This is a genomic window from Sorangium sp. So ce367 (assembly GCF_051520455.1).
GTDB classification, from domain to species: domain Bacteria; phylum Myxococcota_A; class Polyangia; order Polyangiales; family Polyangiaceae; genus Sorangium; species Sorangium cellulosum_B.
Genome location: NZ_CP150334.1, coordinates 6727072 through 6743484, shown reverse-complemented (window position 1 = coordinate 6743484; position 16413 = coordinate 6727072). Strand labels below are relative to the sequence as shown.

The 16413-nt window shown below is 69.6% G+C and carries 14 protein-coding genes; 2 read left to right on the top strand and 12 right to left on the bottom strand.

Annotated elements, in window-relative coordinates; genetic code table 11:
- Window positions 1-12 precede the first annotated feature (12 nt).
- Window positions 13-1044, top strand: coding sequence for an endonuclease/exonuclease/phosphatase family protein (locus WME97_RS25485; protein WP_437540802.1), 1032 nt, complete (start codon window positions 13-15; stop codon window positions 1042-1044).
- A 46-nt stretch (window positions 1045-1090) separates the two neighbouring features.
- On the opposite strand, the gene WME97_RS25480 is transcribed toward WME97_RS25485, so the two are convergent.
- From WME97_RS25480 to WME97_RS25455, 6 genes are all read right to left on the bottom strand, one after another.
- Window positions 1091-1723: a DUF6151 family protein gene (locus tag WME97_RS25480; protein ID WP_437540800.1), complete on the bottom strand. Its 633-nt coding sequence runs from the start codon at window positions 1721-1723 to the stop codon at window positions 1091-1093.
- Window positions 1724-1771: 48 nt separating this feature from the next.
- The gene (locus WME97_RS25475; RefSeq protein WP_437540798.1) at window positions 1772-3103 is read right to left on the bottom strand and encodes an endo-1,4-beta-xylanase; all 1332 of its coding nucleotides are present in this window, start codon (window positions 3101-3103) and stop codon (window positions 1772-1774) included.
- Window positions 3104-3693: 590 nt separating this feature from the next.
- Entirely contained in the window at window positions 3694-4713 is a 1020-nt protein-coding gene (locus WME97_RS25470; protein ID WP_437540796.1) for an SUMF1/EgtB/PvdO family nonheme iron enzyme, read from the bottom strand.
- Between the two features lie 691 nt (window positions 4714-5404).
- Window positions 5405-5791: a VOC family protein gene (locus tag WME97_RS25465; protein WP_437540794.1), complete on the bottom strand. Its 387-nt coding sequence runs from the start codon at window positions 5789-5791 to the stop codon at window positions 5405-5407.
- A gap of 97 nt (window positions 5792-5888) precedes the next feature.
- The gene (locus tag WME97_RS25460; protein ID WP_437540792.1) at window positions 5889-6581 is read right to left on the bottom strand and encodes a DUF4956 domain-containing protein; all 693 of its coding nucleotides are present in this window, start codon (window positions 6579-6581) and stop codon (window positions 5889-5891) included.
- A complete protein-coding gene (locus WME97_RS25455) occupies window positions 6578-7375 on the bottom strand; it encodes a polyphosphate polymerase domain-containing protein (RefSeq protein WP_437540790.1) in 798 nt (265 codons plus the stop codon). The genes WME97_RS25460 and WME97_RS25455 overlap by 4 nt, the downstream gene beginning before the upstream one ends.
- A 510-nt stretch (window positions 7376-7885) precedes the next feature.
- Between WME97_RS25455 and WME97_RS25450 the strand changes: the two genes are divergently transcribed.
- Window positions 7886-10309, top strand: a complete 2424-nt coding sequence (locus WME97_RS25450; protein ID WP_437540788.1) for a substrate-binding domain-containing protein — start codon at window positions 7886-7888, stop codon at window positions 10307-10309.
- 11 nt (window positions 10310-10320) lie between these two features.
- Here the strand turns inward: WME97_RS25450 and WME97_RS25445 are convergent, their stop codons facing one another.
- The 6 genes from WME97_RS25445 to WME97_RS25420 form a co-directional block, all read right to left on the bottom strand.
- The gene (locus WME97_RS25445) at window positions 10321-11391 is read right to left on the bottom strand and encodes an ABC transporter permease (RefSeq protein ID WP_437540786.1); all 1071 of its coding nucleotides are present in this window, start codon (window positions 11389-11391) and stop codon (window positions 10321-10323) included.
- The gene (locus tag WME97_RS25440; RefSeq protein WP_437540784.1) at window positions 11388-11567 is read right to left on the bottom strand and encodes a hypothetical protein; all 180 of its coding nucleotides are present in this window, start codon (window positions 11565-11567) and stop codon (window positions 11388-11390) included. Before WME97_RS25440 ends, WME97_RS25445 begins: the two co-directional genes overlap by 4 nt.
- 45 nt (window positions 11568-11612) lie before the next feature.
- Window positions 11613-12641, bottom strand: a complete 1029-nt coding sequence (locus tag WME97_RS25435; RefSeq protein ID WP_437540782.1) for a substrate-binding domain-containing protein — start codon at window positions 12639-12641, stop codon at window positions 11613-11615.
- 331 nt (window positions 12642-12972) lie between these two features.
- Complete coding sequence (locus WME97_RS25430) at window positions 12973-14043, bottom strand: hypothetical protein (protein WP_437540780.1); 1071 nt, start codon at window positions 14041-14043, stop codon at window positions 12973-12975.
- 192 nt (window positions 14044-14235) lie between these two features.
- Complete coding sequence (locus WME97_RS25425; protein ID WP_437540779.1) at window positions 14236-15252, bottom strand: hypothetical protein; 1017 nt, start codon at window positions 15250-15252, stop codon at window positions 14236-14238.
- A gap of 274 nt (window positions 15253-15526) precedes the next feature.
- On the bottom strand, window positions 15527-15922 hold the full coding sequence (locus WME97_RS25420; RefSeq protein ID WP_437540777.1) for a hypothetical protein: 396 nt from the start codon (window positions 15920-15922) through the stop codon (window positions 15527-15529).
- Window positions 15923-16413: the final 491 nt, after the last annotated feature.

Below are 16413 nucleotides of genomic sequence, written 5' to 3'. Positions count from 1 at the left end.
CTCCGGTTCGTCGTGCTCGCCGTCGCCGTGCTCTACCTCGTCGCGGTCGCGTCGATCTGGCTCGCCCTGCCCATCCTGGGCGACCGGTGGTGGCCAGGGACGCTCTTTCTCTTCGGCCCGCGCCGGATCGTCGCTCTCCCTCTCCTCGTGATCGTGCCCGCCGCGCTCCTCGTGCAGCGCCGCGCTGTCCTCCCGGCGGCGCTGGCATCCGCCATCGTGGCCGGGCCGATCCTCGGTTTCACGTTCTCTCTCCGGGCCCTTACCGGAGGCGCCGACAGCCACGATCTGCGCGTCGCCTCCTTCAACACGGGCAGCCGCGCGATGGACATCGATCGACTCAAGGGCTTCGTGGCCGAGACACGGCCCGACGTGATCGCGATGCAGGAGTGCTCGGCGTCGGAGCCGGAGCTGAACGCAGCATTTCCAGGATGGTCCGTCCACGTCGATACCGGGATGTGCCTTGTGAGCCGGCACCCTCTCCTCAAGGCCGAGTCCAGGGATCGCCGTGACGTCTGGGATCAAGGCGGCCACGGCGCGATCCTGCGCTACGAGATCGCGCTGCCGGACGCGCCACGGCCGAGCTCAGAGGAGCCGCCCGGTATGCGCGCCTTCAGCCTGCTCAACCTGCATCTGGAGACGCCCCGGGAGGCGATCGAGGCGCTGATCCACGGCCTGTGGAAGCAGGCAGCGGAGCACGATCGCGTCATCGCATTGCGTGCCTGGGAGTCCGAGCTCGCGCGGCAGTGGGTCGACCAGGCGCCCTATCCGGTCGTCATCGCCGGCGACTTCAACATGCCGGTCGACAGCGCCATCTACCGGCGCTTCTGGGCGGGCTTCGAGAACGCGTTCTCGCGCGCCGGCCTGGGGTTCGGCGCGACGAAGCGCACGCGCTGGTTTGGCGTCCGCATCGACCACGTGCTCGCCGGGCCTGGCTGGACGACCGAGCGCGCATGGATCGGCCCGGATCTCGGCTCGGATCACCTCCCCATCGTCGCTGACCTGCGCTGGAGCGGCACCCCGCGCGAAGGGCGCGCGGAGCGCTAGCGCGGCGACGCCGCGAGGACGAGCGGGGGAGGTTCGAGCCGGCCCGTCATGCGCGCGCGGGGCGCGGGCCGCACAGCGGGCGCAGCGCCTCTCGCTCGGCCGCGGACAGCACCGTGATGGGGTACTTCGGATCGCCGCTCGCGCGATCGAAGAACGGATGCGGCCACGCCTTGCCGCGGAGCTTCCAGCCAAGCAGCTTCCGGGCCACGTGCGCGAGGAATCGCACGCTCGGCCTCAGCGACCCGGGCGGCGGCTCGCCGATGGCGAACTTGCCCAGGATCGCGCCGCGCGGCGCGCCGAAGACCTCGTCGCACGGGCGCGCGCTCGGCGCTTGCTGGAACAGCTCGGTGACGATGCCGACGAACGGCAGTCGCGGCGTCAACGTGTTGCCGAGCGGCGTCTTGCAGCAGCTCGCGTACCAGCGATAGAGGCCCTTGGGCGTCAGGCGCACCGCGGTGACGAGCTCGCTGCCGCGGTCGAAGGAGACCGCCGAAGGAGCCACCTGCACGATGTCCGTGCCGCCCTGCTCATCGAGCAGGTCGGCGCGGCCGAGATGGTGCAGGAACGCCTGACAGTCGTCGCAGTAGCAGACGGCGCGGTTCACCGCTTCCGGCGATGCACCGCGCAGCCATCCATGGACCTTTCCGCAGCGGCACTGGAGCTCGACGTCTCTGGACATTCGGCTCGCATAGCACGGCTCGACGCGCGCCGCGCGCGCTTCCGGTCGTCAGCGGTCGAGGAAGTCCATCAGCCACGTCATGGCCGGCCGCATGGTGCCGTTCGACTGCTGGAGCCCCGTGTTGGCCCTCCAGGTGGAGCCGACGATGTAACCCCACAGCGTGACGCCTGGAACGGAAGGGTGATTCCAGAACATCGTGAACTGCTCCTGCATCACCCGGCGCTGCTCCTCGTCGTTCGCGATGCCGATATCGTACTCGGTGATGTACACGGGCTTGCCCAGCGACGCGAGCTTGTCGATGTACCCTTTCACCGTGTTCGTGTTGAGCCTGTATGCGTCGTGGGCCTGCGCGCCGAGCGCGTCGACCGGGGCGCCTGCGTTGATCACCGCCCTCGCGATCCGCATGAAGTTCTGGTGCTCACCCTCGTACTCGATGTTGTTGTAGTCGTTGAGGATCAGCTTCGCGTTCGGGCAGAACTCGCGAGCCCACTTGAAGGAGTTGACGATCCAGTCATAGCCGCTGGCGCCGTCGCCGCCGATGCCGTTCTTGTAAGAGGGCGTCGTGTGGGGCGGCGGCTCGTTGACGACGTCGATGTACTTGGTGTCGGGGTAGCGCGCGCAGAACGACCGCATCCAGTCCCTAACGGCCGCCTGCTGCTCCGACCCGGAGAGGCCCGCGAGCCACTCTGGCTGCTGGCTGCCCCACACGAAGGTGTGCTGCTTGAACGGGATGTTGTTGTCCTTCGCGTACTTGTAGATCGTGTCGAGCTTGCTCCAGTCTTTCTGGCCGCGCGTCCTCTCGACGGAGCCCCACTTGCCCTCGTTCTCGGGCGTGATCTGGTTCCAGTAGTTCGCGAAGCCGGCGCGGACGGCGCCATTCGTCGTGATGTTGCCCACGAACTTCGCGCCGGTCGGGGTGCCGCCGCCGGAGCCGCCAGAGCCGCCAGAGCCGCCCCCGCCACCGGAGCCGCCTGCACCGCCCCCGCCGCTGCTCGCCGAGGAGCTCGAGGACGAGCTCGAGCTGCTGCTGCTCGATGAGGAGCTCGAGCTGCTGCTGCTCGATGAAGAAGAGCTCGTGCTGGTGCTCGAGCCTCCATTGCCCTTGACCGAGACGATCGTGGGGCTCCCGGTGCCGCTCGCGCAGAACCCCCATGACGCCGAGCGGCCCGCGGCGATCGAGCCATTGTAGCTCTCGTTGGTGACGTTCAGCTGCCCGCCGGACGGCGTGTAGCGCGCGTTCCACAGGCTGGTCACCGTGGCGCCGTTGAGCCCGACGACCAGACCCCAGGACGTGGCCGGGCCGGTGCTCGTGTTCGTCACGGTCACGTTCGCGCAGTACCCGCCGGTCCATTGCGACTGGAACGTGAGCTCGGCCTTCATCGTGTTGTCCGGGCTGCTTAACCCCGACTCGAGGGCGTCGCTGTCCTCCAGGTCAGCAGGCTCCATGGCGCAGGCGACCAGGCAGCACGCGAACGAAAAGGAGACAGTGCCAAGTAAGCGATTGATACGCATAAGGTCCTCCATGATCCGGCCGGCCGAGCCGCAGGGTTGTGCTCAAAGCAAATAAGTAAAACAGAATTGCGTCAGCGAGCCCTGCAGCCCATCGGGTCGAATTTGTAAGATTGCGACCGAAGCGATACGCGATCGACAACGGCCGTTGCACGATCACACCGTGACTGTCGAAGCAAGGTTTACACGTGCCATGCGCGGCGCGAGACGATGCCGAGCATGCCATGTGACTTAAGCATGCAACTGGGAACCGATGTCAAGCGCTTCGCGCGATCGGTCTCCTGATACAGTCACGTCGCATTCACTGGCCCGCGACGGAACGGCGTGCGTGCCGTCCGCCGTCCTGGAGCTGCAACGATGGTTCGATGGCCGAGCTGTGCGCTCAGGGGGATACTGTCGCTCCCGCGGCCTGCGGGCGCGAGGTCAGAAGGCCGGGCCGACGTGTGGCCCGCGGGCCGCGCTCACCCCGCGGGGTGTGTCTCGGCGTCCGCGCAGCAGCGGAAGCCGACCTCGTAGCCGTAGTCGTCTTCCTTGTGAAAGGTCGTCATCGGGCGGCACTGGCTCCGGATCGGACCCCACCATCCGCCCTTGAGCCCGCTGCGGTAAGGGGCCTTCTGATCGGTGCGCACCACCCACTCGTTGACGTTGCCGTTCAGGTCGAAGACGCCCGCCCACGAGGCGCACTCCGCGCGCCCGCCGGACGGCTCGCGGCCGTCCAGGCGCGCGAGCTCGGCGGCGCATCGCGCGTTCTGCTGGCACGCTTCGTAGTGGAGCAGACGCTGCGAGTGGTCCGGAAAGCGGTAGTCTCGGTCCTGATTGCACGTCTCGGCATTCCGCTCGTAGCCGTAGACGTAAGGCTGCGATTCAGGGCCTTCGCAGGCGAAATTGAACTCGGCCTCGGTGCAGAGCCGCTTGCCCTCCGCCGCGCAGAGCCCGGCGGCTTGCTCCCACGAGGTCAGCGTGCGCGGCAGCGCGCCGGGGACATTCGGGTACTCGTACCGGTCCATGCAGAACGAGAGGTGCTCGGTCTTCTCGGCGACGCACCGCGACGGCTCGCGGAATCGCAAGCATCGGGCGGCGACCCCCGGCTCGCCGTGGCGCTTTGTCCATTCGGGATGGTACTCGAGGCATTCCTGCACCACGGCGCTGCAATACTCGCCCTCCACCCGCACCATCCCGTCGGGGCAGCCCTGGGTCGAGCCGGGCAGCGCGATCGGCACCTCGATCATCGCCGGCTGGTCCAGCGGCTCGTCGTTCTCCGCGGCCGGAAGCTCGACCGGCAGCGGGTCCGATATCTCCGCCTCCGTCGCCGGCGTCTCGACCGGCAGCGGGTCGGACATCTCCTTCGACTGCTCGGGAATCTCGACGTGCCGGGCGTCGCCTCCAGCTCCGCCCCCGCTCCCGCCGCTGTCCGAGGGACCGGTGCAGCTCGAGGTCGCAACGCCAAGCAGTGTCAGTACCGTGAAACCCAGGATACGCACGTTAACCTCTTCCCACGTTTGGCTACATCAGCCTACAGGCGAGGGCCAAAATTGATGCTGACCCGGGCTCGCCTCGATTTCTCGCGAGCGTCGGGAGCCGTCCGGAGGCACTGCAAAATCTCGGCCTGCCTCCGCACCCCGGAAAACCGGTCTACGGGGCTGTTTGCCGTGGCTTTGTCCCGTGGCGTGGCCGCCCGGTGGTCCAGGATGGCCGGCCAGCGCGGCCACCCCGGCACATCGGCCAGCGCGCGAACTGCGCGCCCTGCGTCCTCTTGCGCCGTGGGTTGGTCGCCGCCGTCATGTCGCGTCGACCGGAGGGCTCAGGCGGGGATCTGGGCCTCTCTCTCCTGTCACGCCGGCACGCCGCAGGCCGGGCATCTCAGGAGGTCAAAGCGCGTCCAGTATCCGCGGAACTGCACGACCCTTGCAGGTCTGGAAGCCTCGGCGTGCGCCGCGGGCGCTGGCCTCGGCGCCGACGGCCGAGCGATGCGAACGGGCGCCGCGGCGCCAAGGCGCTCGACGGGGATGCCTGGATGGATCGGGCTCGGAACCAGTTCGCCAGGGCCGCTCTATCGAGTTTTGCAGCGGAGCGGGCGTGAGCGCAAGAATGGGTAGGGTTGTGTTACGTTATGGTGAATTGCACGAAATAATGAGTTGCCCATTGCGGGCGTCGAGGCCGGAGCCGCCGCTTCTATACGGGGTTCCCCTCGTCGTCCCACGTGGAGAAGCCGTGCGCGTCCGGATGATGGGTCTTCACCACGCAGAAGCGCTGGCCGGTCGGCGCCTCGAGCACCCACCACGTCGAGGCCTGCGTGACCCGCTTGGCGCCGAGCCGCTCGAGGCGGCGCACCTCGGCTTCGACGTTGTCGGTCTCGATGTCGAGATGAACGCGGCTCCCGTGCTTCACGCTCTGCACTTCGACCGAGAGATCGCGCGCAGACGCGTCCAGGCGGACGTAGGCCTCGCCGTCTTGGCCGCGCGATCGCATCCCGAGCGCCGCGCTCCAGAAGCGGGCGGCGCCATCGAGATCGTCGGTTCGGCAGTCGATGATGAACCCAGCCAGGCGACTCTTGTGCATGCGATCTGTTAGCACGGCCACCACGGTGCGGCGGCGACGCGGGGCGCTTAGGTGAGATTGCTGCCCACGCACCAGCTGATGTGGTGCGTCGCCGTGGTCAGAGGTCCAGCGTCGGCTCCTGGAGCATCAGGCTCACGTCCGCCACGCCGGGCAACGCCTGCAGGCTCGTCACGAGGCCGGCCCGCATGTCGGGGTGGCGAACGCGGATCTGGTAGGCGTGCTCCATGACGGTGCCCTGCGCTGCCTCGCGCAGGGTCACGAGCGAGAAGGTGCCGCAGTGCTCGCGGAGGATGCCCGCGATCGGGCCGGCGATCTCCGCGCCGGCCTGGCCGGCCGGCGCCACGAACCGGAGCAGCCCGTCCGGCTGCCGGCGCGACCCGTAGCCGGTGACGTGGAGCAGGAGCGTCGCGACGCCGAACATCGCCGCCCCCGCGATCGCCGCGCCGTAGGCCCGCGCGCCGCTCGCCATGCCGATGGTGAGCGACGCGAAGACGAACACGACGTCGCGCGGGTCGCGCATCGTGGTGCGGAACCGGATCGCGGAGACGCCCCCCGCGATCCCGATGCCGGCCGCGATGTTGTTGCCGACGGCGAGCATGAGCGTGCACGTGATGATGCTGCCCAGCGCCATGCTCTGGACGACCGTCCGGGAGTACGAGAGGCCGCGGAACGTGAGCATGTAGACGCCGGCGATGCCCTGCGTGAGCCCGAAGGCGACGAGCAGGGCGAGGAGCGCGTCGCGCCACTCGACGGCCTCGCCGTGCGAGAGCGCCGCCAGCCAGTCCATCATTGCCACCCTGCGACCCGGGTCGCCCGCGCTTCCGGGAGCATCAGCTGCGCGGTGACGCTGTAGCAGTACTTGGAGAACGAGTGCCGGACGAGGTCGAGGCGCCGCACGAGCGCCACCATCCACGCAGGCGGCCTGCGCTCGAACTTGAGCTCGAGGACACAGACGGGCTCCGGCGTCTGCGTCTGGACGGGGTGGTCGACCGGGCGCCACCCCCCCTCGGAGGCGTCGAGATCCAGCGTTTCCCTGCGCTGACAGACGATCTTCCGGTCAAACGTCAGGCGCGCGTAGGTGTCGAGGGTGCTCTCGTACGCCTCGCGCTCGTAGTCGACAAGGAGCGTCGGCCTGAGGTCGTGGCGGTGGAACGCGCCGATGAACTTCTCCGCGCCCTTCCGCGCGCCCGGCGAGAGGTGATCGAGCGAGACGGGGCGGCCGTGCGCGAGCAGATCGCGCCACTCGCTCGCTGGCACCGCCGCGCGCGACTTGATGATCACATCCTGGACGCGCCGCTTCACCTCCAGGAAGGCCGGGCTGGTCTTCCCGGGATAGGTGCGCACCCGCAGCTTGAAGCGGTCGCGCTGCTCGCGGGCGTTGGCCCAGTAGAGGTCGAACCCGCGGGTGTCGAGGTAGAGCGACCGGATGCGGTACACGCCGCCCGGGCCGGCGTACCGGTCCAGCCGGCCGATCGCGCAGGCGGTGGCCCGGATCGACGGGACCAGACGCTCCGGCACCAGGTATTTGAACTCGTATCGTTCGATGACGTCCAGGACTCTCGCCTCCTCGGTCGTCAAGGGCAAGCGCGCCGCGCTGCTGCGCGTCGCAAGGTTGTTACGGTAACCGCGCAATAATGACACAAATTTCGCCGGCGTCCGCAAGCGGAATCCATGGCCGCTCCGCGAGATCTTTGTGCTTTCCCTGCAACCCGCGCGCCTGCGGCAGCGCTGCTGGGGGAGCGCCCGGCGCGGCTCGGGGCCAGCGCGGGCGCTGCTCCTTGCGGTGGCTCCTTGCGGTGGGCGGACAGGGGCTCGGGGCCGGCGCCAGCGGGGCGGGCCTTCGGCTGCCGGGGTGACGCGGGCCGGCGCGCTCCCGCGCCTGGGGCGGAGGTCGCTGCCTGTTTGTGCCACGAGCGCCCAGCTCATGATCGCGTCGTCATGAGTCGATGTCGTGAGCGGCTCCTCGCGAGGCGCGCCGCCGCTCGGCCGCGCAGCCTCTTCCGATCCCTGATTGGCCCGATCGATCGATCGATCGATCGCGCGCGAAGTTGTTGAAGGCCGCCTGGATCCAGGCGAGATCGTGGAACGATACGCATGCGTCAGGTACCCGACCTCCTCGCCGTCCTCCAGCAGATCGTGCGGCGGGCCATGGGCGTCCTCCCGCACGCGCCGCGCGGGAGCCTGCTGCTCCGCGAGGGCGACCGCTTCGTGGCCCGAGCGCTTGTCGGGTTCGACGCGGCGCCTGGGGTCTCCTCGCGCGTTCCGGTCGGCGCGGAGGTCGAGGGGGGCGCGCTCGGCACGGCGGCGCCTCCCGACGGCGCGCACGGGAGCCGCATCGTCGATGCGCGGGCCTGGTACGGGACGTACCTGCCTTTCGCGATCGAGGCGGGCTGCGGCGTCCCCGAAGGCGCCGGGGTGCTTGTCGCGCCCATCCAGCTGTGCGGCGAGCCGGCTGGCTATCTCGCCATCGAGCAGGCCACCATGGAGTCTCCGGGCGAGGAGCGCCGCGCCATGATCGAGGTCCTCGCGGGCACGGCCGGAGATGCGCTGGAGCGGCACAGGCTCTATGACGACAAGGCGAGCGCGGCGCAGGAGATCCGCCTGTTCGAGCGGCTGCTCCACGCGGTGGGCACGACGCTCGCGCTGCACGACCTCATCGAGACCATCGCTCACGGCATCAAGAGCGTGCAGCTCGATCCGAGCTGGGACACGGTGGAGATCTGGCTGCTCGAGGAGGACCGCGTCGGGGACGGCCCCGAGCTCGCGCGGGGCGACCTGTGCGCCCGCGTCTACCGGGCCCCGGCGTCGGAGCCGACGACCTACTTCCAGAACATCCGCGCCGGCGCGGACTGCGCAGCGCGGCCCCTCGGCGTCTCCATCGACTGGCGGACCGGCCATGGCGGAGACGGCGACGGCTCTCAGCGCGCCCTGCTCGACGAGGCGATCGGCCGGCGCATGTCCGGCATCGTCGTCGCGCCCAGCAACCCCGAGAGCGCGGAGGAGGCGTTCCGGCGGGCGGCCGAGAGGGACATCCCGGTCGTCGTGATCGACACCCCTCCGATCCCGGGCAGCCGGGCGCCGCTCTACATCGGGACGGACAACGTGGCGTCGGGCAGGTGGGCGGCCGAGGTGATGAAGCGGCTGCTCCCGGGCGGCGGCGTCGTCGCGTCCCTGGGCGCCGTGGGGCTCGCGCTGAACATCCGCGAGCGCGTCGAGGGCTTCCGCGTCGCGGCGCTCGGGTCGAACCTCACGGTGCTGCCGACGATCCCGTGCGACTGGGATCAGGAGGCCGGGACGAGGCTCGCCACGGCGGCGCTGGAGGGGCGGCCCGACGTCGCGGGCGCCTTCGGCGCCGCGGCGGACAACGGGCCGTCCTGGGGCCGCGCGGCGCGAGCCCTCGGCAGGGCCGGAGATCTCAAGATCGTCGGCTTCGATCTCGTCGCCCGCACGGTCGCCCTGCTCCGGCAGGGGGCGATCCACGCGACGATCGTCCAGCGCGAGGACGACATGGGCTTCCGCGCCATCGAGACGATCCACCGGATGATCACGCGCGGCGTCGGGCCGACCCTCGCCGAGCTGCCGCCTTCCCGTGTCCTCCACACCCGCGTCGATTGCGTCACCCTCGAGCAGACGCCGTGGTCCACGACGCTGAGCGACTACCTCTCTCTCGAGGCCGCCCGCCGGGCCGCGGCCGGGAACGGCGGGCGGATCGCGCCCGTCGCCCCTGCGATCGAGGTCATGATGATCGGGGTCGCGCCCCCCACGAGCTCCGTCGTCGAGGACCAGGTCTCGATCCCGGCGCGCTCGCTCGTGCGCCGCGCGATCGCGTCGGGCCGCCCGGTCGTGATCGACCCCGCCGAGGGGGGCGCGGACGCCGACCTGCCTGCCGCGCACGACGGCGCGCGCACGGCCATCGCGGTGCCGCTGCAAGGCCGCGGCAACGTCCTCGGCGCCCTCGTCCTGAGCAGCGCTCGCAGGGAGGCGTGCGGCGCGGGCGACGTGGCGTTCCTGGTCCGCGTCGCCGGCACGGTGGCGATCGGCGTCGAGAACGCCCGGCTGCTCCGCCGCATCTCCGCGCGGAGCGAGGAGCTCGAGCGCGCCAACCTGCAGCAAGCGGCGATGCTCCAGACGATCCGCGAGCTCTCGAGCCCCGTGGTGCCCATCGCGGACGGCATCCTCGTGATGCCCGTCGTGGGCGTCATGGATGCCCGGCGCTCCGGCGACTTCATCGCGTCGATGCTCCGCGAGATCGACGCGAAGCGCGCGCACGTCGTGCTGATCGACGTCACCGGCATGGCGTTCATCGACGCGACGGCGGCGTCGCGGCTCGTCGAGGCGGCGCAGGCGGCCGCGCTGCTCGGCGCCGAGGCGGTGCTCGTCGGCATCCGGCCGGAGGCCGCGCAGATGATGGTCCGGCAAGGCCTGGACGTCGGCTCGATGGTGACGCACGCCAACCTGGCGAGCGGCTTCCGCCATGCGCTCTCGAGGGTGCGCCGCCGCGCGGCGAAGCGCCGCTGACCGCGCGGCGGCTACTCCGCCCCGGCGGGCGGCGCCTCGATGGGGTGCGGCTCGGCGGCCTTCGCCTCGCCGGCGCGCCGGGCGCGCCGCTGCGCCTGGGCGACGTGCACCACCTGGTCGAAGACGACGGCCACGAGGATGACGGCGCCGATGATGATGAACGTCCAGTTCGGGTCGAGGCGCCAGATGCGCGGCACGCCGGCGTCGCTGTGGCGGATCTGGAACATGTTGATGCCGTTGTCGATGACCCGCATGAGGGCAGAGCCGATGAGGATCCCGAGCGCGCCGCCCTCGCCGCCGCGCAGCGAGCAGCCTCCGAGCACGGCGGCTGCGATCGCGTAGAGCTCGTAGCCCATCCCGACCTGCTGCGACATCTGGCCGATGTAGGACGCGTAGCAGACGCCCGCGATCCCGCCGGTGGCCGACGAGATGACGTACGTCGAGACCTCCACCCGGCGCACGTCGATGCCCGAGTACTCGGCGGCCTCGCGGTTGCCCCCGATCGCGAACATGTAGCGCCCGAGCACGGTGAAGTGCAGCACGTACGCGCCGGCGGCGAGGACCACGAGGAAGATGACGAGCGGGTAGGGGATGAGCGCGTCGCTTCCCACGCGCAGCAGCCCGCCGTTGGCGAGGCCGAGGAACGGCGAGTCGCCGAAGCTCAGCGTGCCGCCCTCGGCCACCGTCTGCGAGACGCCGCGCACGAGGAGCATGCCGCCGAGCGTGACGACGAACGGCTGCAGCTTGAGCCGCGTGATGAGCAGCCCCTGCGCGAGCCCCACCAGCATCGCGGCGGCGAGCGCGGCCGGGATGCCGACCCAGAGCGGGTAGCCCAGGCACCCCATCCCCGAGGACGAGATCTTGGCGAGCAGGACGCCGGTGAAGCCGATCACCGAGCCGATCGACAGGTCGATGCCGCCGGTGATGATGACGAACCCCATGCCCATCGCGAAGATGCCGAGCATCGCGATCTGCCGCGTCGTGTTGACGACGTTCGATTGCCCGAGGAAGTCGGGGTTGGAGATCCAGAGCCCCGCGCACATCAGGAAGAGCACGACGCTCATGCCCAGCTCACGTCTCATGCGGTCACCGCGCTTTCCACGTCCCCTTCCGCGCCCCTCGCGCTCCCCGTCATCAGCGCGGCGACGCGCTGCTGCGTCAGCCCTTCGCGCGGGAGCACGCCCGTGATCCGGCGCTCGTGCATGACGACCACGCGATCGCTCATGCCGAGCACCTCCTCCATGTCCGAGCTGACCATCAAGAGCGTGATCCCTTCCGCGGCGAGCGCGGCCCCCGAGAAAGGCTATTTCTTCAGCTCCACGAGCTTGGCCTTGAACTCCGCCACGTTCTCCTTGCGGATCACGTCGACGCCGGTGTCGACCATCTTGTCCTTGGGGATGGCGGCCATGGCCGCGTCGCCCTTCGTCGCGAGCTCGTGCATCCACTTGCTCGACAGGTAGCCGAACTGGAACGGCTTCTGCACGACGGTGCACGCCACCGTGCCGTTCTCGATGCCGCTGAGCGTCACGTCCTCCTCGTCGAACACGGCCGGGATGACCTTGCCCTTCTTCCCGAGCGCCTCGACGGCCGCGATGATGGCCGGCCCGTTGTACGACCAGAGGCCGGTCGCGACGTTGAGGTCCGGGTGGGCGTTGATGATGTCTTCGACGTTCGCGCGCGCCTTGGCGCGATCGGCGTTGTCCTCGCGCTTGTCGACGATCTGGATGTTGTGGGCGGTGACCACGTCCTGGATGCCCTTGAGGCGCTGGGTCGCGTTGTCGACCGCGAACATGCCGACGAAGACGGCCATCTTCCCGCCGTTCGGCAGGATCTTCACGATCTCGTTGCCGAGCGCCTTGCCGGCCTCGTAGTTGTTCGTGCCGATGTAGAGCAGCCGGTTCGACTTCGGGGCGTCGGAGTCGAACGTGATCAGCTTGACCTTCTCGGCGACCCTGTTGAGCACGGTCACCTGATCGTTCGGCGCCAGGACGGTCACGGCGACGGCGTCGTATCCCTGGCTGGCGAGGCTCTCCAGGATCTGGTTCTGCTCCTCGGGCGTGCCGTTCGGCGGCGCCTTGATGTCCACTTGAATCTTCGCCTCTTGCTCGTACTTGTGGACTCCGGCCCCCGCGATGCGCCAGAACTCGCTCGTCCCGCTCGTCACGAAGGCGAGCTTGACGACCTTGGCTGTCGTCGGGGCGCTCTTGCCGTCGCCGTCGTGGCCCTTGGCCGCCTCGTCTCCGCCCCCCTGAGCGCAGCCGGCGATCCATGTCATGGACAGCACCGCGAACGCTGCAAACGCTAGCTTCCAGAAACGATTCTTGTCTTTCACGGCAGCTCTCCCCTCCTCGCCTGCGAAAAGCGCGTCGATGTCGGTGTCGCCGAGCCGCGACACAGGAATCCCCCGACGCGAGGTTAGCGGACGCACCCCGTCGATGTCGCGCCTCGCGTGAACGACCCAAAGGGAAATGTCGGGACAACGTGTCCGAGTTGCGAGCACCTCAGGGGGCGGGTCGTGTGCGAATTCACCTGCTCCAGGGAGCCGGGGCGACATGAGCTCATGATGTGGGGGTGCAGCGCGGCGTTTGATCCGCGGGGGACTCAGGGATCAACGACGGTCCTGGAAGCTCATGGTCGCCGTCGGCCTCCTGCCCGCGGCGCGATCACTCGGGGCACGCCGCGGCGCAAGCCGCGCCGCCGCAGTCGACGCCGGCCTCGTCGCCGTTCTGCACGCCGTCGGTGCAGGTCGGCGCCTGGCAGACGCCGCTCCAGCACACGCCGCTCAGGCAGTCTGCGCCGGTCTCGCAGCCCCCGCCCACCGGGCAGCGCGGGCACCATAGCTTGCCGCAGTCGACGCCGGCCTCGAGGCCGTTCTTTATCCCGTCGCTGCACGTCGGGATCATGCAGCTTCCGTTCGTGCACACGCCGCTCTCGCAGTCCGTGGCGGCCTCGCAGCGCTCGCTCGATGGGCAGGGACGGCATGAACCGCCGCAGTCCAATCCTGTTTCGCGCGGCCCCTCATCTCGCGCGCCGTTCACGCAGTGCTCCGGCACGCACCAGACACCATCACACGCGAGTCCGCCAGGGCACAGCGGCGTCGGGTCTGTGTCCACGCACTGCACGCACGCGCCCTCATGGCATCGTCCGGCGCCCGAGGCGGGACATGCGACACCATCCAACACGAGATGTCGCGGCTCGTCGATCTCGCAGGCGTCGAGGGTGCACTGGTTGCCGTCGTCGTAGGGGTCGACGGCCGCCACGCTGACCACGCGGCCCTCGGCCGTGCACTCCTCGACCTTGCAATCGCCGCGGATCTGCGAGGCGATCGGGCCTCGCTCGATCTCGACGACGCACGCGCCGTCCGCGCACCTCCCGACCCCGCACCGCGGGTCCGGTGGGCCGGGGCACTCCGCGTCGCCCTCGCAGCTCCCGGGCGGGACCGGCACCCCCGAGCATTCCTCCGTGCCCTCGGCGCACTCGTCGCAGGTCCGGCACTCCTCGAAGCAGTTCGGCGTGTCGTCGCCGCGCGCGCAGCAGATGACCTTCCCCGGCTCGCCACACTCGCAGTGCTCATCGATGCAGATCGTGCCCGGCACATTCTGCTGGTCCGACTGGCAGTGGTCCGTGGTCGCGCACCTTCCACCCACGTAGGGCCCGTCGCCGCACGCAAAGAAGGTCGCCGAGGTGATGAGAAAGAGCAGAGCAGCAGCACAACGCGCGATGGGTCTACCCATGCGTCCAGTCCTCCGGCACGAGGCTGTGGCGCCGGCACCCAGGCGGCCCCAATCCGCCGGGGTGTCGTTTGCCAGGTCGTCTCGGGGCGCAGTATGCCGCGGTCAGGCCGCCGCCGTCACGCAAGTTTTCGCAAGATCGCGCAGCGTGCGAAGCGTCCGTCGATCAGAGCAGGCGCATGGTCGAAGCGCACATCAAAACGAGCTCGTCAACGTAAGTCCGTTGGCCGACACCGTGATCTCCGCTGGCCCGCGCGGATAGAATGTGTAACCGAGCGTGGCGGCCAGCACGGCCCCTCCCGCGATGAGGCCGGCGAGGCCCACGCCCCGGTAGGCGATCGCGTCGTCGTAGGCCGACGCCGACTGCTGGCAAATCGGCCGGGTCAGCCGGAAGCAACGGTTCGGCCCTGCGGAGAGCGCGGCGGTGTCGCCCGCGTCGTCCTTCTTCTCCGCGCCGACGAGCATCACGCCGCCGATCGCCGCCAGGGTGGCGGAGAGCCCGAAGCCGCCGGCGACGAGCTCCGGCCGCGGCCCGGGCCGGGGAGGCGAGGGGGGAAGGGGGGAGGCGCGGGGGCCGGGGCGCGGCGCCGGCGCGCCTGCGGGCGCGGCCGGGAGGCCTGGGAGCGGCGCAGGGACGCCGGCGGGCCGGGCAGAGAACGTGAGCACGACTTCCCGCGCCTCGCCGCGCGGCACGTCGATCTCGGCCGTCGCGACGTTGCCGTCCAGCACGGCGCGCACCACGTGGTGGCCGGGGGCGACGGGGATGGGCTTGTCGCCCTCGAGCTCGGCGGGCGCGCCGTCGATCGTGATCTTCGATCCCGCGGGGGCGACCACGTGGAGCTCGCCGGCGAGCTGCCGCGCGCGGGCCAGGTCGCTGAGCCGCGACGCGACGAGCGCGCGCTCCGCGGGCGTCCTGGGCGCGCGCATGATCTCCTTGCAGAGCGACAGCCAGCGCACGGCGGCCGGCGCGTCGCCGAGCCGGAGCGACAGCGCCCCGATGTTGCACGCGGCGACCTGGGCGCGCTCCAGCCGCCAGACCGCCATCCACAGGTCGCGCGAGTCGGCGAGCCGATCTTCTCGAGCGGCCGCGTTCGCCTGCGCCATGAGCCGGGCGACCGCCTCCGGCGGGCCCTCGGCGCGACCCTCCGCCGCGCCGGCCAGCAGGGCGATGCACAGCGGGAGCGCGGCGACGCGGCGTGTGTTCCTTAGCACGGGTGCGGATCTCCTTGGCCGAGCCTCGGTCTGAAGGGCCGCTCCGGAGCCAGGGCCCCGGGCGACGGCCCCACGTACCAGAAGGAGGCTGTCGGTGGAAGCCCCGGAAGCCGCCAGGTTGTCGGGGGGCCAGGCGATGGAGGTTGACCAGGCGCGATCTCGCGCGCTGTGGCGGTGCGTGCCAGATCTCCAGCCGCGCTCGAGGGCTGATCACCGGCGATGCTTTACGATGTCCGTCTCGACGCCTGGCGCGAGGTGGGGCGAGCGGGCAGCCCTACTTGACGAACACCAGCAGCTTCTTGATGCCTTCGACGTCGAACACCTTGACCGCGACGACATCGCTGACGTCGACGTCGTTGTTGCTGAGGACGTCGCCGACCTTGATCCCGTTGGCGACGTCGACATCTTTCAGCACGTTCTGCAGGTTGAGGATCTGGAGGTTCACGATGAGGTTGTTCAGCGTCTTGTTCACGTTCACGAGCTGGTCGCCCGTGAGGATGTCATCGAGATATACGATCTTGACGCTATCGATGTCGACGACCTCGTCATTCAGATCCAGGACGTCCGTGATCAGGACGGGGATGGCCACGAGCGCGGCGGTCAAATTGCTGTAGTCCGGAAAGTCGGCGGCAGACGGGACGTCATAGCTCGCCAGCGCGGTGGTCGACACGCTGAGAGCGACGAGAGCAGCGCCAACGCCCGAGAGAACGCGAGACTTGAGAGGCTTCATCTTGTATGTCCTCGAAAATTGGGTTTTCGGTTTGCTGTTATTTTGCTCAGAGCGCACGCGCTCTGCTGAAGACCATTTCGTCCCCGTGTCGCTGCTTATTCACGGGTGATGCCAGTTTTGAGTTCAATGGTAGTGTCTGGAATTGTCGGTAAATTCAGCTGTGTTGTTGATTTATGTGGCCCAGGTGACAAGCGCGCCTCACCAGGCTGTGACAGCGAGACAATCGGCCACGCGATGCCGGCGGCCTCCCGGCGTGGAGCGCATCAGGTGTTGTTGAGCTCGATGCTTGACGAACTCATCCTTCAGCGCTCGACGTGACGAAAGCAGGCCGCGTGTTGATGGGGCTGCCACCTGCCTGCGCGAGCCGACCACGCTCGTGCGACCTCAAGACGCGGCTTGCTCCCAGGCAGCGGCCAGAGCGAGGATGCGCG